17 protein-coding genes and 2 pseudogenes are annotated in these 19,777 nt (G+C 68.5%); 12 read left to right on the forward strand and 7 right to left on the reverse strand.

Annotated features, from left to right (window positions below; translation table 11 throughout):
* Positions 1-69 precede the first annotated feature (69 nt).
* Positions 70-984: a LysR family transcriptional regulator gene (locus LGI35_RS04570; protein ID WP_227292609.1), complete on the reverse strand. Its 915-nt coding sequence runs from the start codon at positions 982-984 to the stop codon at positions 70-72.
* A gap of 169 nt (positions 985-1,153) precedes the next feature.
* On the opposite strand from LGI35_RS04570, the gene LGI35_RS04575 reads away from it, so the two are divergent.
* Both LGI35_RS04575 and LGI35_RS04580 read left to right on the forward strand, forming a co-directional pair.
* Complete coding sequence (locus LGI35_RS04575; protein ID WP_227292610.1) at positions 1,154-2,590, forward strand: M20 family metallopeptidase; 1,437 nt, start codon at positions 1,154-1,156, stop codon at positions 2,588-2,590.
* A 38-nt stretch (positions 2,591-2,628) separates the two neighbouring features.
* A complete protein-coding gene (locus LGI35_RS04580) occupies positions 2,629-3,954 on the forward strand; it encodes an MFS transporter (protein ID WP_227292611.1) in 1,326 nt (441 codons plus the stop codon).
* Between the two features lie 27 nt (positions 3,955-3,981).
* Here the strand turns inward: LGI35_RS04580 and LGI35_RS46355 are convergent, their stop codons facing one another.
* Complete coding sequence (locus tag LGI35_RS46355) at positions 3,982-4,371, reverse strand: amidase family protein (RefSeq protein ID WP_423835768.1); 390 nt, start codon at positions 4,369-4,371, stop codon at positions 3,982-3,984.
* On the opposite strand from LGI35_RS46355, the gene LGI35_RS04590 reads away from it, so the two are divergent.
* The gene (locus LGI35_RS04590) at positions 4,288-4,683 is read left to right on the forward strand and encodes an alpha/beta hydrolase (protein WP_423835679.1); all 396 of its coding nucleotides are present in this window, start codon (positions 4,288-4,290) and stop codon (positions 4,681-4,683) included. The genes LGI35_RS46355 and LGI35_RS04590 overlap by 84 nt on opposite strands.
* Positions 4,684-4,951: 268 nt before the next feature.
* Complete coding sequence (locus tag LGI35_RS04595) at positions 4,952-6,835, forward strand: multicopper oxidase family protein (protein ID WP_227292612.1); 1,884 nt, start codon at positions 4,952-4,954, stop codon at positions 6,833-6,835.
* Between the two features lie 232 nt (positions 6,836-7,067).
* Here the strand turns inward: LGI35_RS04595 and LGI35_RS46545 are convergent.
* Positions 7,068-7,418 (reverse strand): annotated as a pseudogene (locus LGI35_RS46545) (LysR substrate-binding domain-containing protein); the annotation flags it as partial.
* Positions 7,419-7,792: 374 nt separating this feature from the next.
* Between LGI35_RS46545 and LGI35_RS04605 the strand changes: the two are divergent.
* Complete coding sequence (locus LGI35_RS04605) at positions 7,793-8,917, forward strand: ABC transporter substrate-binding protein (protein WP_227292613.1); 1,125 nt, start codon at positions 7,793-7,795, stop codon at positions 8,915-8,917.
* A 58-nt stretch (positions 8,918-8,975) separates the two neighbouring features.
* Here the strand turns inward: LGI35_RS04605 and LGI35_RS04610 are convergent, their stop codons facing one another.
* Positions 8,976-9,719, reverse strand: a complete 744-nt coding sequence (locus tag LGI35_RS04610; protein ID WP_227292614.1) for a class I SAM-dependent methyltransferase — start codon at positions 9,717-9,719, stop codon at positions 8,976-8,978.
* Positions 9,720-10,118: 399 nt separating this feature from the next.
* On the opposite strand from LGI35_RS04610, the gene LGI35_RS04615 reads away from it, so the two are divergent.
* Complete coding sequence (locus LGI35_RS04615; protein WP_227292615.1) at positions 10,119-10,400, forward strand: hypothetical protein; 282 nt, start codon at positions 10,119-10,121, stop codon at positions 10,398-10,400.
* Here LGI35_RS04615 and LGI35_RS04620 read toward each other — a convergent pair.
* Positions 10,354-11,793 carry a low temperature requirement protein A gene (locus tag LGI35_RS04620; RefSeq protein WP_227292616.1) on the reverse strand — a complete coding sequence of 480 codons (1,440 nt, stop codon included), beginning with the start codon at positions 11,791-11,793 and terminating at the stop codon, positions 10,354-10,356. The genes LGI35_RS04615 and LGI35_RS04620 overlap by 47 nt on opposite strands.
* Before the next feature lie 187 nt (positions 11,794-11,980).
* Positions 11,981-13,018 (reverse strand): chitinase, encoded by a 1,038-nt coding sequence (locus LGI35_RS04625; RefSeq protein ID WP_227292617.1) that lies wholly within the window; start codon positions 13,016-13,018, stop codon positions 11,981-11,983.
* A gap of 161 nt (positions 13,019-13,179) precedes the next feature.
* Here LGI35_RS04625 and LGI35_RS04630 point away from each other — a divergent pair, with 161 nt between their 5' ends.
* The 3 genes from LGI35_RS04630 to LGI35_RS04640 are packed head-to-tail and all read left to right on the forward strand — an operon-like array spanning position 13,180 to position 17,192.
* The gene (locus tag LGI35_RS04630; RefSeq protein ID WP_227292618.1) at positions 13,180-13,590 is read left to right on the forward strand and encodes a hypothetical protein; all 411 of its coding nucleotides are present in this window, start codon (positions 13,180-13,182) and stop codon (positions 13,588-13,590) included.
* 9 nt (positions 13,591-13,599) lie between these two features.
* Complete coding sequence (locus LGI35_RS04635; RefSeq protein WP_227292619.1) at positions 13,600-15,987, forward strand: bifunctional polysaccharide deacetylase/glycosyltransferase family 2 protein; 2,388 nt, start codon at positions 13,600-13,602, stop codon at positions 15,985-15,987.
* Complete coding sequence (locus tag LGI35_RS04640; RefSeq protein ID WP_376690280.1) at positions 15,930-17,192, forward strand: acyltransferase family protein; 1,263 nt, start codon at positions 15,930-15,932, stop codon at positions 17,190-17,192. Before LGI35_RS04635 ends, LGI35_RS04640 begins: the two co-directional genes overlap by 58 nt.
* 155 nt (positions 17,193-17,347) lie before the next feature.
* On the opposite strand, the gene LGI35_RS04645 is transcribed toward LGI35_RS04640, so the two are convergent.
* Positions 17,348-18,325: a quinone oxidoreductase family protein gene (locus LGI35_RS04645; protein ID WP_227292621.1), complete on the reverse strand. Its 978-nt coding sequence runs from the start codon at positions 18,323-18,325 to the stop codon at positions 17,348-17,350.
* Positions 18,326-18,441: 116 nt separating this feature from the next.
* On the opposite strand from LGI35_RS04645, the gene LGI35_RS04650 reads away from it, so the two are divergent.
* From LGI35_RS04650 to LGI35_RS04660, 3 genes and pseudogenes are all read left to right on the forward strand, one after another.
* Positions 18,442-18,792, forward strand: a complete 351-nt coding sequence (locus tag LGI35_RS04650; RefSeq protein ID WP_227292622.1) for an ArsR/SmtB family transcription factor — start codon at positions 18,442-18,444, stop codon at positions 18,790-18,792.
* Between the two features lie 157 nt (positions 18,793-18,949).
* Positions 18,950-19,341, forward strand: a pseudogene (locus LGI35_RS04655) (carotenoid oxygenase family protein); the annotation flags it as partial.
* Positions 19,342-19,385: 44 nt separating this feature from the next.
* The gene (locus LGI35_RS04660; protein WP_227292623.1) at positions 19,386-19,538 is read left to right on the forward strand and encodes a hypothetical protein; all 153 of its coding nucleotides are present in this window, start codon (positions 19,386-19,388) and stop codon (positions 19,536-19,538) included.
* Positions 19,539-19,777 lie beyond the last annotated feature (239 nt).

The following is a 19,777-nucleotide window of genomic DNA, read 5'->3' on the forward strand; positions in this document are numbered from 1 at the left end:
ACCCATTGCCCACCGGCGGATGGGCCTCGGCCGACCCCGCGTCGCGGGCTTGTGCACGTCGGGCGACGGTCAGCCCCGCGGCTTCGGCGGGTCCAAGAGTGACACCAGCAATCCGGTGAACTCCATTGCCGCCCACGGCAGCCGTCGGCCCAGCATGGTCTGCACCTGCGCCTCACGCTGGCGGAAGACCGGGTGATCGACGCGTACATGGGTGACCCCCTCCGTCACCGCGTCCTGGTACAGGTCGCCGAGGTCGCCGACCAGTGCGACGCCACCTCCGGAGCGGACGAATTCATACTGCGGCGCGAGTCCGTCACACACCAGCGCCGGACGAGCCGTCAGGCCCTCCAACTGCACTCCGATGTCGAAGAGTTCACGCTGACTGGTTCCGACCGAACCGATACCGAGGGGATACTCGCACAGTTCCGCCAGGCTGATCCGATCCCGCCCGGCCAGTGCGTGGTCCAGGGGTACGACAGCGGCCAGGGGTATCACGACGGCGCATTCCACTCGTACGTCATGTTGCGGGCCCATCGTGTAGGTGGCGGCTACGTCGGCGATGCCCTCGACCACGCGGCGGGTCGCCTCCTGCCGGGGTACGACGTCGAGTCGGAAGGTCACGTCCGGGTGGTCCTGTCGGAAGGATGCCATCGCGCGCGGCAGGAGACGACGCCCGAATCCCTCCGAACAGACCACGTTGATGTGATGGGCATCGGCCCCGCGTCCGGTCCTCAACTCGTCGACGAGCGCGGCGGATTCGGCTTCGCTGCGGCGGGCGTGGGCCAGGAGCCGGGATCCCGCGTCGGTCATCGTCATCCCTCGGGGATGCCGGACGAAGAGAGCCACTCCCGTCCCGGACTCGAGCTTGGCGATCTGCCTGCTGATCGCGGAGGGAGCAACCTGCAGCTTCTGGGCGGCCTCGGTCACCGATCCCGTCCGGGCGACCTCGAGAAAGTACGCGAGGCTCACCGGCATGAGCTGCATCGTTCCTCCAGGACAGCTGGGTGGCGCCGCACCCTTTGACGTGGACGCCGGTTTGCCAAGAATAGAACGCAGGGTGCCACAAACGGCAATAGTCGCCGCCCGGAAACCGCCCTACGCTCCTGAGCCAGCACATCAACCCTCATCCGCCCCACCATCAGGAGAAGCCTCAGTGATTCCCAACAGCCTGGTCGAGAAGGCCGAGGAGTACGTCGACTCGGGCGTCTACTTCACCGACCTGAGCGCGATGGTCGCCTACCCCACCGAGAGCAGCCGACCTGAGGGCCACGTTGCCATTAAGGCATACCTGGATGAGGTTCTCGTACCAGCCCTGACCGAACTCGGTTGCTCCGTCACCGAGTACGCCAATCCGGACTCCTCCGGCGGCCCGTTCCTCGTCGGCACACGCGTCGAGTCCCCCGAACTCCCGACAGTGCTGTGCTACGGCCACGCGGACGTGGTGGACGGCCAGGCCGGCCGGTGGAGCGAGGGCCGGGATCCGTGGACCCTGACCGCGGAGGGCGACCGGTGGTACGGCCGCGGGTCAGCCGACAACAAGGGGCAGCACCTTGCCAACATCGCGGCACTGCGACTGCTGCTCGCCGAGCAGGGGTCGCTCGGCTTCAACCTGACCTTCCTGTTCGAGACCGGCGAGGAGATCGGCTCGCCCGGACTCGCCGAATTCGCCGCCGCGCACCGCGCGGAGCTGCGGGCCGATGTCCTGATCGCCTCGGACGGTCCACGTCTGGACGCCACGACGCCGACGCTGTTCCTCGGGTCGCGCGGAGGCGTCGGCATCATGCTCGACGTCGACCTGCGCCCCGACGCGTACCACTCGGGCAACTGGGGTGGTGTCATCCGCAATCCCGCCACCACCCTGGCCGGCGCGATCGCGAGCCTCGTCGACGGACATGGCCGCATCCAGGTACCCGCGCTGCTGCCGTCCGAACTCCCGGCCCCCGTCCGCGAGGCGCTCACCGATGTCGTGGTCGCGGGCAGCCCCGGTGACCCCGCGCCTGACGAGGGCTGGGGTGACACCACGCTGACCGCTGCCGAGCGGCTCTACGGCTGGAACACCCTTGAGGTCCTGTCACTGGGTGCGGCCGACATCGACCGCCCCGTCAACGCGATCCCCGGCCGCGCACGCGCCGTCCTGCAATTGCGGTACGTCGCGGGTACCGATGTGAGCCGAGCCCGGGAGATCGTCGCCGAGCATCTCTCCGACCACGGATACCCGATGGTCGACGTGACCGTCCTCGGCAGCTTCGCCGCCAGCCGGACAGCGCTGGACGACCCGTGGCTGCGCTGGGCCAAGGGAGCGCTCGAACAGGTCACCGACAAGCCGGTCGCCGTCCTTCCGAACATCGGCGGCTCCCTGCCCAACCACGTCTTCACGGACATCCTCGGCCTGCCGACCCTGTGGCTGCCGCACTCGTACCCGGGGTGCCTCCAGCACGCGCCCGACGAGCACATGCTCTCCTCGATCGCCCGCGAAGGCGTCGTTCTGGCGGCCACCTTGTTCCACGCCCTCGGCCATCCCTCGGCCGATCGTCCGCTCCCCGCACGCGCCGGGCTCGACCAGCCTGTCCCCGCCGACCACTCCGCCTGACGCCCACCAGCCCCGCGCCCACCGGAAGGAACCCCGCGATGACGGCCATCTCGCGTCAGCACACCCCGCAAGGGAACTCGACCGAAGCACCCCCACCCCCGAGACGGGTGTCCACCAAGCGAGCGGTCGCGGCGGCGACCATAGGCAACGCACTCGAATTCTTCGACCTCGCGGTCTATGCCCTGATGGCGGTCTACATCGGTCGGACATTCTTCCCCGCCGACAATCCCGGCGTCCAACTGGTCGAGGCGTACGCGGTGTTCGGCGTGACGTATCTGATCCGGCCCCTCAGCGGCCTGCTGATCGGCTCGTACGCCGACCGGCACGGGCGCAAGAAGGCCCTGATGCTGACGATCTGGCTGATGGTCCTCGGCACCTTCATGATCGCTTTCATGCCGGGCTACTCGACGCTCGGGTTCGTCGCGCCGGTGGGAGTCGTGATAGCGCGACTGATCCAGGGCTTCGGAGCCGGCGGAGAGTTCGGCGCCGCCACCTCCTTCCTGGTCGAGCAGAACGAACGGCGCAAGAGCTTCCTCGGCAGCTTCCAGTTCGCCAGTCAGGGGCTCGCGACGCTGATGGCCTCCGGGTTCGCCACCGGTCTGACCGCGACGCTGTCCGAGGAGCAGATGACCTCCTGGGGCTGGCGGGTGCCGTTCGTGTTCGGCCTCCTGGTCGGCCCGGCCGGCTACCTGATCCGCCGCTACGCCGAAGAGGCGCCGGCTACGACTCGGGCGGCCGCGTCGGGGAACCGCGAGGAGAAGCCCTCGCCGATCCGGTCGGTGTTCCGGGACCACTGGGGCGGGCTGCTGATCGCGAGCGGAGCCATGGTGGTCTCGACCGCACTCAACTTCCTCCTGCAGTACCTGCCCACCTTCGCCATCAAGGACCTCGGGGTGGACGACTCACTGTCGTTCGCCGCGCTGCTCATCACCGGTGTCATCCTGACCCTCGGCACCCCGGTGGTCGGTCTGCTCGCGGACCGGTTCGGCCGGTTGAAGATCATGATCCCGGCCGCGGCGTCGATCGGCGTGTGCGCCGTCCCGCTGTTCCTCTGGCTGACCACATCACCGTCCTTCCTGACACTCGCGCTGTGCATGACGGTCCTGGGCATGCTCAAGGCCACGTACTTCGGCGCGCTGCCGTCGGTGATGTCCGACGTGTTCCCGGCAGAGGCGCGCGCGACCGGGCTGGCGTTCAGTTACAACACGACGGTCGCCGTCTTCGGAGGGTTCGCTCCCACGATCGCCGCGGCACTGGTCACAGCCACCGGCTCGCAGATCTCGCCGAGCTATTACCTGATGGCTGTCGCAGCCCTGAGCATCGCCGCGCTGGCGGGCGGGTACCGGATCCGCGGCATCCGTTGAGTTCCCTCTTCGACGGCCACTCCCAGGTCATGTGTCCTCCGTCCCTGGCGATCGGTCCGCCCGCCGCGCACGTGCGGCTGCCTCAAGGGCACGGCCGAACTCGAAGGGATGGTCCAACCGGTGCGGTTGACCGATGAGTTGGAGGCCGAGCGGCATGTCCTGGTCGTTCGTCCGGCCCAGGACGGTGAGGGCCGGGAGTCCCCGGAGCTGCCACGGGCGGCTGAGAGTGGGTGAGCCCGTCGCCGTGAGTCCCTTCGGGGCCGCGGCGGGTGCGGCCGGGCCGAGGATGGCGTCCACGTCGGTGAGCAGGGAGAGGGTCTCGGTGCGCGCCCGGTGGCGGAACGAGAGGGCGCTGCGGTTGTCCGCCTCGGCGATCTCGCGTCCGCTCGCCAGGAGTTCGGCGAGGGGCGTGCTCAGGCGCTCCGGCTGTTCGGCGCTCTGTTGCGGGACCTCGCCGCAACCGATCCGGTCGGCTACGCGGCCTGCTGCGACGCACTCGCCGCCTACGACCTGCGACCGGACCTGGCCCGCATCACCGCTCCCACTCTCGTCGTCGGCGGCTCACTCGACCTCGCCACCCCTCTCGATCACGCCCGGGAACTCGCGGACGGGATCGCCGACGCCACCCTGGAGGCATGCGACATCGGGCATCTCGCGGTCGAGCAGCCCGAGGCTGTCGGCGCGGCACTGAGCGCCCACCTCCGTGCCCCGAACGGGCCACAGTATTGAATATGTGCAATAGTCTCAATTCGCCACACAGAAAAGCGGCGAACCGCACTTTCGGATCGGCGGTGATAATTCGATCCCGATACCGATACCTTCCGAATTACTGCCGAGATCGACTCAATGAGTGCCTTTCCCGAATTGGACCGGCGCGCTGCGTCCACGGCTCTGACCAGCCCTGTATCTCTTCAACGTCACGCGAGACGACGAAGGGCTGAAGACGATGGTTGGGCGACGGAGATTCCTCATGGCCGGTGCCATGGGCGGTGCGGCCATGCTTCCACGGAGTGCGGGAGAGCAGGCATACGCAGCGGACGGTCACGGTCATGGGTCGGCGTCCGCGAACACGAAGATTCCGCACACCCCCAAGCTGACGAAGTTCGTCGACCCGCTGCCCATTCCGAGGACAGCCATCTCGGATCCCTCCGTCTATCCGGGCGCCGACTACTACGAGATCACGATGCGGCCGGGCACATGGCACTTCCACCGCGACCTCGGGCCGGCCAAGGTGTGGGGCTACTGGGCCGCGAACCCGCACGACCCTCGCAAGCCGATCGGCATGGGCTACCTGGGGCCGACCCTCGACGTGACCAGAGACCATCCGACGGTCGTCAAGTACCGCAACCACCTGCCGACCACCCACCTGTTCCAGTTCGTGATCAACAAGATTCGCAATGGGGACCCGCAGCTCACCCCGACCCCTCCGCCCCCCTACAAGCCCGTGCAGCCGTTTCCCGCGAACGTCAACGTGTGGAACGTCGTACACCAGCACGGCGGTTTCACCGCGCCACAGTCCGACGGCATGCCTCTGCAGTCGTTCAGCCCGGACGGCATCCACGCCGAGTCCTACAGCAGCCTGGACCCGAGCCGGGTCGAACCCAACGAGCAGATCTGCGCCTACACCAACCACGACCGTTCGTGCATGCTCTGGTATCACGACCACGGCATGGGGATGACCAGCGTCAACGTCTACGCGGGCCTGGCCGGTCTCTACCGCGTCGGTGACCCCGCCGACGATCGGCTCGGACTGCCGCGAGGCGAATTCGAGGTCCCCCTGATCCTGCAGGACCGGACCTTCCACCCGGACGGCTCGCTCGCCTACACCATGACCTTGCAGCAAGGCGAGGACACCCCGGTCGTCAACGGGAAGGCATACCCCTTCCTGGAGGTCGAGCGGCGACGCTACCGGTTGCGCGTTCTCAACGCTTCGAACGAGCGCTTCTGGCGGCTGAGGTTCGACGTTCCCGAGAAAGTAATGCCTCAGCCCGTCCTGCCGTTCTGGCTGATCGGCACCGACGGCGGTCTCCGCACCCCGTTGCAGATGCTGAACTTCCTGATCTCGCCGGCCGAGCGGTACGACCTGATCGTCGACTTCAGCAAGGTGCCCATGGGCACGAAGGTCACGCTGACGAACTACAACGCGCCCGTGCACTTCCCCGGCGGCGACGGTCCGGAAATCTCGGAAGTCATGGAATTCCATGTCACGAAACGGCCGTCCGGTGGTGGCGACAGGACGACGCCGCCCATGAAGCTCGAGCTGCCGAAGGTCGAACCCATCAAGGTGACGGCGCACACCCGCCGGCGGGAATGGGTCCTCTACCAGCACCAACTCTTCGGCACCATGACGTTCAACGCGGTGCCGTTCATGGAGCCGTCCGAGGACTTCGTCAAGGCGGGCTCGACAGAGATCTGGGAGTACATCAATCCCAATCACGACGGCCACCCGATGCATGTCCACCTCGTCAACTTCCAGGTGTTGAACAGGCAGCCGATCGACGCGGCCGGCTACCAGGAACAATACGAGAAGTGGATTTCCGGGGGCCGTAAACCGGAGGACAAGCCGGTGTTGGCGAACTATCTCACCGGTCCGCCGATTCCGCCGGACCCGGATGAGGCACTGTCCCGCAAAGACACGGTCAAGTCCTATCCGGAGACGGTGACCAGAATCGTCATCAATGAATTCGACCCGCCGACGGAAAGGATCGCGGGGCTGCCGGGAAGCGGCACCGAGCTGCCGGCGACGTACGTCCAGCACTGCCACATCCTCGAACACGAAGACGACGACCTGATGCGCCCGTGGACGATCGTCGGCGACGACGACCACCACCACCACAGTGGTGATGGTGACCACGCCGGCGCCTACGGCCACCACCACTGACGGGGTCGACCGAACGACGGCTCGCCGCCCCGAACTTCGGTACGGCGAACCGTCGTTGGAGTGCGCGGCTGCCAGGTCGGGCCGGTCCCGAACAAGTACAGGACCGGTACTTCGCGGGGGGCCCGGCGCTCGGCACGTAGGGCCGGGACGCCATAGGAATTCCCTGTGCACGCAGCTCGACCCGGTCCGCAGCGAGCTGTCGATGCCCGTCGGCCGGCACTGCGGCGAACTCCTCGTCGCCGAGGTGGTGGGCATCGGCAGGGCTCCGCTCGCACACCGTCATCAGGGCGAGGTCGAGGACGCCCCGGCGGCACAGCCGCTCCAGGTCGGCGGAGCTCGGCTCCTCGAAGACGGTGACCTCAAGCCGCGGGAAGCGGCGCCGCACCGCGCCAAGAGCGCCCGGCAGCTGCCGCGTACCGAAACCCATCCGCACCGCGACGACCAGCTCGCCCACCAGCTCACCGGCGCCGGCTCGCGCCGTCGCCCTGGCCCGCCGCGACGCGCTCACCGCGACCTCCGCCTCCCGCAGGAACGCGCGGCCGACCACAGTGAGCACGAGTCCGGTCGGCCTGCGGGCGAACATTCCACGCCGAGTTCCCGCTCCAGGCCTCGGATCTGCCGGGACACCGACGGTTGAGCGACGTCCAAAGCTCCGTAGCCGCCGTCACCGAGTACGCCTCGGCACTGGCCAGGGCGTACTCGTACTGACGAAGACTCATCGGCTCCCGTCACTTCCCGCGGTGGAGCACGGTCCACCCGTTGTCATCGTTGCCACAGTTGGCAACTCCGTCCCGCTGGCGGAGACTCCCCGGGGAGAGCGGGGGTGGGCCCGTACCCAGATGGGGCGCCGAAGGTGTCCGTACTCTGCTCGGCTAGTCTCGGCGCCACTGGTGATCACTCTGCGATCCGTCGATCCGGACAAAGTGCCACCGCACCTTACTCAGGAGACGCCAGCACATGCATACGCCACCATCGCCACTTGCCGTGGAACGGACTGGCGGATCGTCCAACCGGTCATCCGTCCGGATCGGCGCCCTCGCACCGCTGACCCGGCCCGGCTGGGTCGAGGCAGGCCAACACCTGCTCGCCGGACTCGAGTTGGCCGTTCGCGAAGTCAATGACGCCGACGGGATCGGCGGACGCCCACTCGAGCTGGTCGTCCGGGACACCGCAGCCGATCCACAGAAGGCCGCGGCGGCGGTCGATGAACTGACTCGTATGGGCGTGGCGGCCCTGGCGGGCGAGTATCACAGCGTCGTCGCCCGGGCCGCTGCCGCCAGGGCCGACGCCCTCGGCCTGCCGTTCCTCTGCTCGTCGGCGGTTCTCGACGCGCTCACCGACCAGCCGACGGAATGGGTCGCGCGTCTCGCCCCGGCGCAGTCCCACGGCTGGCAGATCTACGCGGACTTCCTCCTCGGCGCCGGCCACAACCGCATCGCCGTAGCGACGCAGCCGAGTGTCTACTGGGCATCCGGGACCCGCATTCTGCGGGACTGCCTCGCTGCGCGCGGTGGCACCGTCATCGAACTCGACATGGGTGAGCTCGACCCCGCGACCGTGTGCGACCGACTGGTCGAGAATCGCGCGACAGCCCTCCTTCTTCTGACCGGCCACCCGGAACCGGCGGTGTCGATCGTCAAGTCCGTCCGCCACGACCGGCGCCTCGCCGAGGTATTGATCGGCGCTCCGGCCGGGCAGCCGGAGTTCACCGAATGGGCGAAGTCGCTGGGCGAGGACGGCGCCGCGATCCCCTTCCTGCGCTATCTGCCCGAGCGCCTCAGCCCACTCGGCGCCCGAGTCGGGACGGCCCTGCGTGAGCGTCTGGGCGAAGCGCCCTCCTTCGTGGCCTTCGAGGGTTACGACACGGTCACCGTCCTCGCCGATGTGCTGCGCTCTCACGGCACGGACCGGGCACACATCGCCGAATCCTGGTCGCGGGTGGCAGTCGAAGGCACCCGTGGACAGATCCAGTTCTCCCGCACGCCGGGCATCAGCGTCTGGCAATGGGCTTGGACGCCGGTGCAAGTCGTCGACCGGGATCCGGCGGCATCCGATCGCTTCCGGATCCTCCACACCGGCTGACAGAGCGCGGGAGTTCCGCCGCGTGACGCGGTCACCCGCCACGTCACGCGGCGACGCTTCAGGCGCGGCAGCGCAGCATCTCCAGCGGCGGGTTCGCGAGGAGGTCCGCCCAGAAGCCCTCTCCGTACTCACGGATGCCGGCCTCGGACACCTGCAGCGGAACCCACTCCACCGCGCTGAACCCGGCCGCCCGCAGACACACCTCGTAGACCTCGCGGCGCGGGGCCGTGGTGACGATGGTGATCGGCTGAGGGTCGAGGAGAGCCGTGACCCGCACACGCGGACCCGTCTCGGTCTCCTCGCCCGTCGGCTCGCAGCGGAATCCGTACTTGTCCAGGGATGCGCAGTCGAACCCGTAGTCGGGCTTCTGGGCGAGCACGAAGAATTCTCCGCCCGGCAGCAGACTCCGGTGGATGTTGCGGCACATCCGCTCCATCTCCGGGATGTCCGCAGCATAGTTGAGGCACTGAACTCCCAGCGCGATGTCGAACCGCCGGTCGAGTGGCGCCAGTTCGGCCACGTCACCGACCTCGTAGCGCACACCCAGCGGCTCACGCCGCTCGCTCTCCCGCCCGGCGGCGATCATCTCGCCGGAGATGTCGACGCCGAAGACATCCGTGGCACCGCGCCGCCTGAACTCCCTGCTGTAGAAACCGGTGCCGCACGCCAGGTCGAGAACCGACTTGCCGCTCACGTCCCCGACCGTTTCCAGGAAGCTCGGCACTTCCCCGTAACGCATCAGCGGCAGGGACTTGAACCCCTCGAATGCCTCGCCGATCTCGTCGTACTGCTGCACAGTCATGTGCGTCCCCCTTCTGCGCTTCGTCCTGTATGTGGCAACGCCGGCCCTCGGGATTCAGAGGCTCGCCGGGTCGCCGCTGTGGCAGAGAGTCTCCTCCGCCCTGTACCGGCCGCCGTACTGGCAGATGACACGAAGAAGCCGGCCGGGCGACCCTCCAATCACCCAACGTGGTCTTGGGAATTCAACCCATGCACCGTCGAGCGCTGCCTCCCGGAGGGCCACGCCAGGCCTGTAGGGCCCCGGTCACGAAGCGGAGGGGAAATCGGGATGCGGCGGTGGCATGCGGCAATCTCGGCGCCGGCGATGGCACTTGTCGTCGCCGGTTGCGGAGGTGGGAAGGGAGATGCCTGTCGCCGCTGTGGGGTCCCTGCCGGTGACGGCGTCATCACGGCCGAGGGGATGGAAGGGGACAACGCCGGGAGCGGCATGCTGCTCAGCTCGATTCGCCACCGCGCCACGCACGGCGAGCCCCGTAGGATCGGCCTCCCGCCGGCCGCCGCGGGCCGAAGCGGCAAAGTCACCGCCGCCGACCGCAAGCAGAAGCTCCGGCTGGTGGAGATCACAGCCATCCCCGGCACCGACCGGGTCTGGGGCGTCGGCTCCCTGACAGTGGAGGCACACGGCGACGCGAACTTCAGCCGCGGCGCCATCGTCCAGTACGACTCGCGCCCCGGGGACTGAGTGGGCTGAACGGGTTCCGCATCGTCCGGCGCATGCCATGTCCCCTGTACTGAACGGGCTCCGCATCGTCCGGCCCATGCCCATCTCCCCTGCACCCAAGGGAGTTGTCAGGGGTTCTGCGTTTGCCGAGCCCATCCAGCATCCGTCGCTGGTGGCGGTGGCCGATCGTCTCGTACCCGACCACGGTGACGAAGGGGGCCAGCATCACGATGAGGAGGCACGCCGCGGTGGCGACGCCGGCCGCGGACAGGAGCACCGCCGCGAGCAGTACCGCCAGCGTGAGCGAGATCAGCAGCACGTGGAAGGAGTCGGCCGCGGACAGCAACAGCGTGTGCAGGAGATACACCATCAGCAGGTACAGGCCGACCGGGATCGCCAGGGACAGCACGACGGCGACGTCACTGATCTCCGAGTGGTGCTCCAGGTGCAGGCCGGCGACGTGCAGACCGGCTCCGGCGCCGGCCACTCCGATGAAGAGCGGGATGTGCCCGTAGCCGAAGAGGTAGCCGCGGCTGCGGCGGTGCACGAGGATGTCACCGAAGGGGGTGGAGAAGTACACCCACCACATGCCGAAGGTCAGTCCGACGCCGGCGACGACCACGGCGATCGCGTTACCGCTCCATTGGGTCCCGGCCTCACCGCCGAGAAGGTCGCCGGAGGACGCGACGGTCCCGACGACACCCTCCCCTAGAACGATGATGGCGAACAGGCCGTACCGCTCGGCGACATGGTGAGGGTGCCAGGGAGTGCCGCCCGCGCCGCCCTGGGTGAGGACAGGCAGTACGAGTTCGAGCGCGCCGAGCACGATGAAGGCGACGAACGCCGCGGTGAGTGGCAGATGCGCGAACCCGACCGCGACCCAACCGGCCTGGACGATCACCGTCCAGCGGATGTTCGCCATGCCGACGTCCCGGAATTCGGGGGACTCCCGCGCGGCGCGCCACCACTGCAGCACCATCGCGATCCGTATCACCACATACCCGAGGACCATCACCCTCAGATCGAGGTGGCCGCCCTCGTCGACCGAGTGGAACATCGCGGGCAGGCCGAGCGAGAACACGACGACGCCGGTCATCTGCACCATCGTCAGAGCCCGGTAGAGCCAGTCGTCCGTACCGAACGCCGACGCGAACCAGCTGAAGCTGATCCACGCGACACTGATCGCGAACATCGCCAGGACGAACGCGGTGACGGCCTGTCCGGGATGCCCCTCGGAGACCATGTCGGCGAACTGGGAGGCGGCGGTTCCCACCGCGACCACAAACGTCAGGTCGAACAGCAGCTCCAGCGGCGAGGAGACCCGACCGGGTTCTTCCGGATCGCGGCCGGTCATCGGCACCCGACTGTGCGCCAGGTTGCCGCCGGCACTGTGGGTGTGGTGGGAGTCGCTCATGCTGAGCATGATGCCGCATGGGTGCGCGTCGAGCTGACTGACGCGGGACCGGCGCCTGAGGTGCGTCGATCACGGTCGCTGCTGCTCTCGCGGGTCTCGCTGTCGCTCTCGCTCTCCCCCTCGCGCGCGTCACGACGCAGTCGCGGGCCCAGGCGTCAGCATCACCCCTGTCCCCGAACACGTCGCCTCAGCCGGACAGAGCCTTGCCGAAGGCTCCCGAACTCTGCTGAACCCCACTGCAATTGCTGAGCGCGTCGTCCGCCGAAGTGTCCGCGGAGGAGCACTGCTGGTCGCGGAACGTGGACCACATGGAGACCCACGCAAGGCCGTTCTTCTCCGCGAACGCACGCAGTCGGGCGGCGTCGGAAAGGGTGAACGTCTCGTTGTCGACGTCGTTCGTGCCGAGCATCGGCGTCACGGCGAGTCCACGCCAGGCATTCCTGTCCGACAGCCCGAAAATGTCCGCGAGTTGGGCGTGGGCCGCCTTGGCCGACGTGATGGCGTAATCACCCATGTCGCCGGTGTAGGACGTGCCGTAGTTCATCGTCATGATGTTGACGCTGGACACCTTCACACCTTGGTCGTTGGCCGACTCCAAAAGCGCCACGCTGTCCGAGTCCAGGCCCGACGGCATCACGGGAAGGGTGAAGGACACCGTGAGGTCGGTGCGCTTCTTCTGCAACAGGGCGATCGCCTTCGAGCGCAGGGTCACCGAGTCTGAGTCCTTGAGCGCATCGCCCTCGATGTCGAAGTCGGCCTGGGTGGCGCCGGCGGCGTCGAGCGCGGCTGCGTAGGCGTCGGCCAGCGCGGACGCGCTGCCGCATGTCTCGGCCAGTTCCTTGCCGGACGCCCCGCCGAAGGAGACGCGCACGGTCGCGCCGGACGCCTTGAGTGCCGAGATCCGCTTCTTCACCGTCGCGTCACCGATGCCGTGCGTGCCGTTCCACGTGGGCGTGCAGGAGCTGCCGTCCGCGATGGTGAAGGCAAGGTTGTACGTGGAGGGGGACGCGGCCGCGTCCAGGTCCGAAGCGTCCGTGGCGCTGGCGTAGGGGGCGAACGGCCTCGACGACGCGGATGCCGTCGCAGCCGGCGAGGGTGCTCCGTGGGGTGACGCGGCCGCCGAGTCCGCGCCCGGTCCCGGGCTCCCCGATGAGCACCCCGCGCAGGTCGCTACCGCCACCAGCGACACGATCGCGGCGGCCGGCCTCCCCAGAAGATTCCTCATCGCGCATGCACCCATTTCTTGTCGGTCCCGTCCCGGAACTGAAACACGGAAGCCTGTGATCCAGGTGTCATAAGGCAAATCACAGCGAACTGAGGGCCTTCTCAGGGTGCGCACAGGAATGACTGTGAGTTGCCACATGAAGATCCCATAGCGTCCCGAGAATGCATTTCGATTCCTCCGTCGAAAACCGTGCCAGTGGGCGCGGAAGCCACCGCAAGCGTGGAAAAGGGGCCGATGAGGGCCCCGTCTTCGTCGACAGCTCCGGGCGGCGCGCCAAGCTGCTGCGCAGGTTCGGCCTCACCGTGGTCGTCGCCTGTCTGGGCTACGCGGTCGTCCTCGGCCTGTCGTTCATGGGGTGGGGTGTGTCCGTGAGCACGACCGACCTGCTGCCCTTCGGTGGTGGAGCTGGCGGTGCCGGCACGGGTCGTGGTCCGGCCGACGCCGGGTACGGCGTCCCTGGCGGCGCCGGCCGGCAGGGAACGTTTCCGGCCACCCGCCCCTCCCTCTCGCCCAGCCCTTCGCTGCCCGCCCCCTCTGCGTCGGCCACCGCCGACGCCACTGACGCGCAGTAAAGGGAAACCATGACTCGCAACGCCTCCGCGCGGCGCCGTCGCCGCGCCGCTCCCTCCCGCTTCGAACGCGCCGGGCGCCGAGCCGCCGCTCTGCAGCGGCCGCGCGTCGTCCTCGCGCTCGTTCTCGTCCTGGGACTCGTCAGCGTGATGCTGCTCGACGGATATCTGCGGGCCGAGGTCCTGGGCGACCACCGCGTCCGCACCGACGCGGCCTACGACAAGGTGCCGCAGCGCATCCTCGACGGCGGCCCGATTCTGACCTCGACCAACGGTTCCATGCGAACGCAGTCCGTTCCGAAGAAGACCGTCGTGCTCACCTTCGACGACGGTCCCGACGCCACGTACACCGAGAAGGTCCTCGAGATCCTCGCGGACAACGATGTGGACGGCACGTTCTTCCTCGTGGGGTCCATGATCGCCCGGCACCCCGGCATCGTGAAGGACATGGTCGCCCAGGGGAACGAGGTCGGCCTGCACACCTTCACCCACGTCGACCTCTCCTACCAGAGTGACGCCCGGGTCAAGCGTGAACTCACACAGACCCAGCTGGCCCTGGCGGGAGCGGCCGGCATCACCACGAAGCTGGTGCGAGCGCCCTATTCGTCCGAGGCCTCCGCGATCGACAACTACAGCTGGCCGGTCTACAAGAAGCTCGGCGCCATGGGCTACACCAGCGTCTTCGTCGACACCGACAGCGACGACTGGAAGAAGCCGGGCGTCTCGAAGATCGTCCAGTGGGCGACGCCGAAGAAGAACAAGGGCGCGTCGGTGCTCTTCCACGACGCCGGCGGCAACCGTGACCAGACGCTCAGGGCGCTGCCGAAGTACATCAAGAAGATGAAGGCGAAGGGCTACACCTTCACGACGGTCAGCGGCGCCATGGCCAAGTCCGCGGCGCAGCGCGGCTCGGCGCAGAACGGATCCGCCCAGAACGGATCGGCGCAGGACAGCGGCGCGCAGGCCGGCGGGACTCAGGACGCCGGCGCTCAGGCCGGTGGGGCGCAGAGGTCCGATCAGGCGCCGGGTGGCGCGGCAGCCCCACAGGGGACCCCTCCTTCCTCCGGCACGAACGCTCCGGGCGGCGGCGCTCAGAACGTCGGCCAGGCAGCCCACTCCAAAGCCACCGGCACCATCCTCTACGAAGGCAAGGCTCTCATCGCGGCGGTCGCGATCGCCGAGTGGACGGTGCCGACGCTGGCCGTCTTCCTCGCGGTCGTCGGCGTCGCGGTCATGGCGCGATTCGCGATGATGCTGGTCCTCGCGCGGCGCCACTACAGGCAGCGGAACAAGCGTCGCTTCAGCTGGGGACCGCCCGTGACCAGGCCGGTGAGCGTGATCGTGCCCGCGTACAACGAGAAGGAGTGCATCGCCAACACCCTCAACTCCCTTGCACAGAGCACGCATCCCATCGAGATCATCGTCGTGGACGACGGCTCGACGGACGGCACGAAGGAGATCGCCGAATCTCTCGGCCTGCCCAACGTGCGGGTGATCCGTCAGGAGAACGCCGGAAAGCCGGCGGCGCTGAACAACGGTGTGCGCAATGCCAGTTACGACATCGTCGTGATGATGGACGGTGACACGGTCTTCGAGCCGGACACCGTCCGGCAGCTGGTGCAGCCGTTCGCCGCCTCGGAGATCGGCGCGGTCGCGGGCAACGCCAAGGTCGGCAACCGCAACACGGTCATCGGCGCCTGGCAGCACATCGAGTACGTGATGGGCTTCAACCTGGATCGCCGCATGTACGACCTCCTGCGTTGTATGCCCACCATCCCCGGAGCGATCGGAGCGTTCCGGCGTCAGGCCGTCCTCGAGGTCGGTGGCATGAGCGAGGACACCCTCGCCGAGGACACCGACATCACCGTCGCCATGCACCGCGCCGGATGGCGCGTGGTGTACCAGGAGCATGCGCGGGCCTGGACGGAGGCACCGGCCTCGCTCAAGCAGCTGTGGAGCCAGCGCTACCGGTGGTCGTACGGCACCATGCAGGCACTGTGGAAGCACCGCAAGTCCCTCGTGGACAAGGGGCCTTCGGGCCGCTTCGGGCGGGTGGGCATGCCGCTCGTGGTGCTCTTCCAGATCGTCACGCCGGTCTTCGCACCGCTGATCGACCTCTTCACCGTCTACTCGATGATCTTCGTGGACCTCAAGGCGTCCCTGCTCGCGTGGCTGGCCGTGCTCGCCGTCCAACTCGTGTGCGCCGCCTACGCGTTCCGCCTCGACGGCGAGAAGTACCGCTACCTGTGGATGCTCCCGCTCCAGCAGATCGCCTACCGCCAGATGATGTACCTGGTCCTCATCCACTCCTCCATCACCGCCCTCACGGGCGGCCGGCTGCGCTGGCAGAAGCTCAAGCGCACCGGCGAGGTCGGGACGCCGACGGGGGTGGGGCGGTGACCTCGGAGGCACAGGGGAATCGTCACGGAGCCGCTCGGCGAACGCGCGGAACACCTGGTACGCCAGGAACGCCGAGTACGGCAGGCATGCAGGGCCTGGATCAGGACACCACGCCTCTCCGGGTGATCGGGCGGGACCGAGAGCCCGTGCCCGAGGCTCCGACAGCCCGGACAGGCGGGCGCGACCGGTACTTCGACACGCTTCGTGCCCTCGCGCTGATTCGCGTCGTGGCCTACCACACGTTCGGCTGGATGTGGGCGGGCCTCGTCTTCCCCTCCATGGGCGTCATGTTCGCGCTCGCCGGGTCACTGATGGCCAAGTCACTTGAACGGCCCGCCGTTTCGGTGATCAGAAGCCGGATACGACGGCTGCTGCCGCCCTTCTGGCTCTGGGGGCTGTTCGTCGTCCTCGCGATGCTGCTGCACGGCTGGATGCCGGGGTGGCAGGTCGTCTACTGGGTGGTGCCCCTCGGCGACCCGCCGGGCAACAGCTGGGGCATGCAGGCCTGGGAGATCCTCTGGTACCTGCGCGCCTACCTGTGGTTCGTGCTCCTGTCGCCGCTGCTGCTGAAGGTGTTCCGGCTGGCGCCACTGGCGGTGCTTCTCGCCTCGCTCGCGCCGATCGTGGTGCTCCAGTTCGTGTGGCAGGCGCCGGACAACCGGTTCGGCAGCTGCCTCCTCGACTTCGCCACGTTCCTGTTCTGCTGGCTCGTGGGCATCGCGCACCGTGAGGGCGTCCTGGCCCGGTTTCGTCCGGGACCCGTCGTCGTGCTGTCTCTCGTGGCCCTGGCCTACGGTGCCTGGTTCGCTCTCACCCACCAGGCGGAGTACGGGAGTTACGACCTGGACGACATCCCGATGGCGCAGGCCTTCTGGTCGGCCGGGTTCGTGACGCTGCTGATGTACTCGAAGGCGTACTTCAAGGTCGACTTCGCGTGGCTGGCCCGCTTCAGACGGCTCGACCGGACCGTGTCGGTCTTCAACGCGAGGGCGATGACGATCTACCTCTGGCACGAGATCGCGCTGATCCTCGCGGTGCCGCTGATCGACCAGTTCTGGAACGTGCCCGCGTTCGCGCAGTACCTGCCGCTGGAGAGCCAGTGGTTCATGTTCGGTGTCGGCTGGGTGCTGATCGCCGTGGCGATCCCGCTGGTGGGATGGGTGGAGGACGTCGCGGCGAAGCGACGGCCTCGGCTGCTGCCGTGAGGGTCAGGCCTGCCTCCCTGAAGACCTGAAGAGAGGCAGGCCCGAGCGGCGGTCGCCGACGGTGTCGCCGTGGCACGGCGCTGTCCGGCGACCGTCGGACCCATCCATGCCGTGGTGACCGAGCCACGCGACTGCGCCGATGCCGTTGGTGGCGGTCAGTCGCCGATGCGCAGCAGCAGCTTGCCCGTTGACGTGCGTGAGTCGACGAGCCGGTGAGCGCCGGCGGCGTCCGCGAGCGGGAACTCCGCGGTGACCGGCAGCGACACCGTGCCGTCGGCGACGGTGCGCAGGGCGCGCTCGGTCAGCGTGCGCACCACCTGGGGGGCTGCCTTCGCGAGCGCCAGAATGGAGAAGCCCGCGACAGTGCGGCCCATCGCGTACAGATCGGGCTGCCCGACCTGCCACGGCTGCTGCCCGCCGGCGTTGCCGAAGGACACCAGGCGCCCGAAGACCGCCAGAGCGTCGAGACCGCGGCGCAGCGTGTCGCCGCCCACCGGGTCGAGGATCAGGTCGACGCCCCTGCCGCCGGTGGCACTTCGGACGTCCTCGTCGAAGGTCTCGGTCGGAAAGACCTGGTCGTAGCCGTGCTGGAGGGCGTACTCGGCCTTGGCGCCGGTGGACGCCACGCCGTACACCGCGCCGGCACCGGCCGCCCGGGCCAGTTGCCCGGCCACCGTGCCGATGCCTCCCGCCGCACTGTGGACGAGGACGCTCTCTCCCGCCCGAAGACGCCCCACTTCGTGGATCAGGCCGTAAGCGGTCGGCAGCACCGTGGGCAGCGTGGCCGCGGTACGCAGGTCCAGCCCGCCGGGCAGCGGGAAGACGGACGCGGCCTCGGCGAGCACGACCTCGGCGTAGCCACCCCCGTCGACGAGCGCGGCGACCTCCTGCCCGACGGTCAGCCCTTCGACGCCCTCGCCGACCGCCCGGACCCGTCCGGACACTTCCAGGCCAGGCCGGTAGGGCAGCGAGGCCACCCGGTACCCGTCCGCGCGCGCCTTGATGTCCGCGAAGTTCACTCCCGCCCATGCGGCATCAACGCTCACCTGGCCCGGCCCCGGCTCGGGCGCATCGGCCTGTACGAGCCGCAGCACTTCGGGGCCGCCGTACTCCTGGAACTCGACCGCACGCATAAGTGAACCTGCCCTCCGCGAGTGTTCAACGAGAAGCGAACACTCGGACTGTAAGATGAACATCGAACACTTGGCAAGCGGAGACGCGGACACATGGGGCGCCGGGAGGAATCGGGATGGCGGCAAAGTCAGAACGTGCGGGTGCGGGGTACCGTCCGGCACCCGTGCACACGCACCCCGACGACGTTCCACTCCTGACCGCCCTTTCCGCGCTGGCGGACCCCGTACGCATCCAGCTGATTCGCGATCTCGCCGGTCAACCCGACTGGACGCTCAGCTGCAGCAACTTCGACGTGCCGGTCGGCCGGGCCGCCAAGAGCCATCACTTCTCCGTCCTGCGCGACGCCGGCCTGGTCGAACAGCGCGATCAGGGCCCCAAGCGGCTCAACCGGCTGCGCCGGGAGGAGTTCGACGACCGCTTCCCCGGCCTCCTCGACCTCGCCCTGCGCGCCGACTCCGTCACCTGAGCCGAGAGAGCGGTCCACGCGATCGCTCGCCACTACCGCACGTGGCGTCCCGGCCGCCGAAGCCGCGTCGGCGTCTGACCGGCATCGGCCGCTCGGGCCACGCGCTCGTGGCCGAGCGCGAAAGGCGAGCCGCTCTACGAGACCGTGACCCGGCGAGCTCGACGACGCCGCCATCAAGTTGGCGAGGATCGACGACCGGCTCATCGGGCACCATCACCGGCGGCCGGCCGCGGCGTCGGGGTCGGGGTCGGGCGCACGGGACCTGCTTCCCGGCGAACACGACACCCCGCGCTGGTACGACGTCGCGGGCGAGGGGCAACGAGCTGTGGCCGGCCGGCGATCTGCCCGTCGGGGAACCGGTGTTCGCGCCCACACGGGACGGCGCGACGGCTAGGGCACTGGCTCACCTTCGCCACCGACCGTACGGACGGGACCAGTTGGTTCCTCGTCATCCCGGCGGACGACCCGGCGTCCGGCCCCGTGGCACAGGTCTGCATCCCGGTACGGGTCCCGCCGGGCCTGCACGGAACCTGGCTGCCCACCGAGGAACCGTCACCCGGTCCAGCCCCCCTGGCCTGCGGAGACGTAGAGCGATGCCCTCTCGCACTTGCACGGTCCTCGCGCGCCTGGGAATCGTGCTGCGCAATGGTCCCGCCATGTACGTACAAGCCTCGAAGCACGACACAACCGGCCAACTGCGGTTCCCGGCCCGCCCCGACGCGGTCCGGCTCGCCGAGGCGAAGTGATCGCCCCGCAGGCAAGGTGACGCCCCACCGATGCCGGGATCCGGCACGCACACACCGAACTGGTCGTGGACGGAGGGTTCCGAACCCGGTGATGCTCATTCGGACCGCCGCTGCCCGCTGGGCTGGATCGGCAGGCAGCGACAGCGGTGTTCCACCTGTTGGGCATCGCCGCCCCGGCGAAGCGCCGTGCGGTCCAATTGCCGTAGTGTCGATCTGGATCAACGCTGATGAGCCGCCCG

This window comes from Streptomyces longhuiensis (genome assembly GCF_020616555.1).
In the GTDB taxonomy this organism is placed as follows: domain Bacteria; phylum Actinomycetota; class Actinomycetes; order Streptomycetales; family Streptomycetaceae; genus Streptomyces; species Streptomyces longhuiensis.

What these genes read in the sequence shown, in the direction of transcription:
- LGI35_RS04650 (WP_227292622.1), top strand. Translation starts at nt 18,442, where the DNA reads ATGGCGGCAAAGTCAGAACGTGCGGGTGCGGGGTACCGTCCGGCACCC.
- LGI35_RS04610 (WP_227292614.1), bottom strand. Translation starts at nt 9,719, where the DNA reads ATGACTGTGCAGCAGTACGACGAGATCGGCGAGGCATTCGAGGGGTTC.
- LGI35_RS04645 (WP_227292621.1), bottom strand. Translation starts at nt 18,325, where the DNA reads ATGCGTGCGGTCGAGTTCCAGGAGTACGGCGGCCCCGAAGTGCTGCGG.
- LGI35_RS04660 (WP_227292623.1), top strand. Translation starts at nt 19,386, where the DNA reads ATGCCCTCTCGCACTTGCACGGTCCTCGCGCGCCTGGGAATCGTGCTG.
- LGI35_RS04595 (WP_227292612.1), top strand. Translation starts at nt 4,952, where the DNA reads ATGCTTCCACGGAGTGCGGGAGAGCAGGCATACGCAGCGGACGGTCAC.
- LGI35_RS04630 (WP_227292618.1), top strand. Translation starts at nt 13,180, where the DNA reads ATGCATTTCGATTCCTCCGTCGAAAACCGTGCCAGTGGGCGCGGAAGC.
- LGI35_RS04620 (WP_227292616.1), bottom strand. Translation starts at nt 11,793, where the DNA reads ATGAGCGACTCCCACCACACCCACAGTGCCGGCGGCAACCTGGCGCAC.
- LGI35_RS04635 (WP_227292619.1), top strand. Translation starts at nt 13,600, where the DNA reads ATGACTCGCAACGCCTCCGCGCGGCGCCGTCGCCGCGCCGCTCCCTCC.
- LGI35_RS04580 (WP_227292611.1), top strand. Translation starts at nt 2,629, where the DNA reads ATGACGGCCATCTCGCGTCAGCACACCCCGCAAGGGAACTCGACCGAA.
- LGI35_RS04570 (WP_227292609.1), bottom strand. Translation starts at nt 984, where the DNA reads ATGCAGCTCATGCCGGTGAGCCTCGCGTACTTTCTCGAGGTCGCCCGG.
- LGI35_RS04615 (WP_227292615.1), top strand. Translation starts at nt 10,119, where the DNA reads ATGGAAGGGGACAACGCCGGGAGCGGCATGCTGCTCAGCTCGATTCGC.
- LGI35_RS04625 (WP_227292617.1), bottom strand. Translation starts at nt 13,018, where the DNA reads ATGAGGAATCTTCTGGGGAGGCCGGCCGCCGCGATCGTGTCGCTGGTG.
- LGI35_RS04605 (WP_227292613.1), top strand. Translation starts at nt 7,793, where the DNA reads ATGCATACGCCACCATCGCCACTTGCCGTGGAACGGACTGGCGGATCG.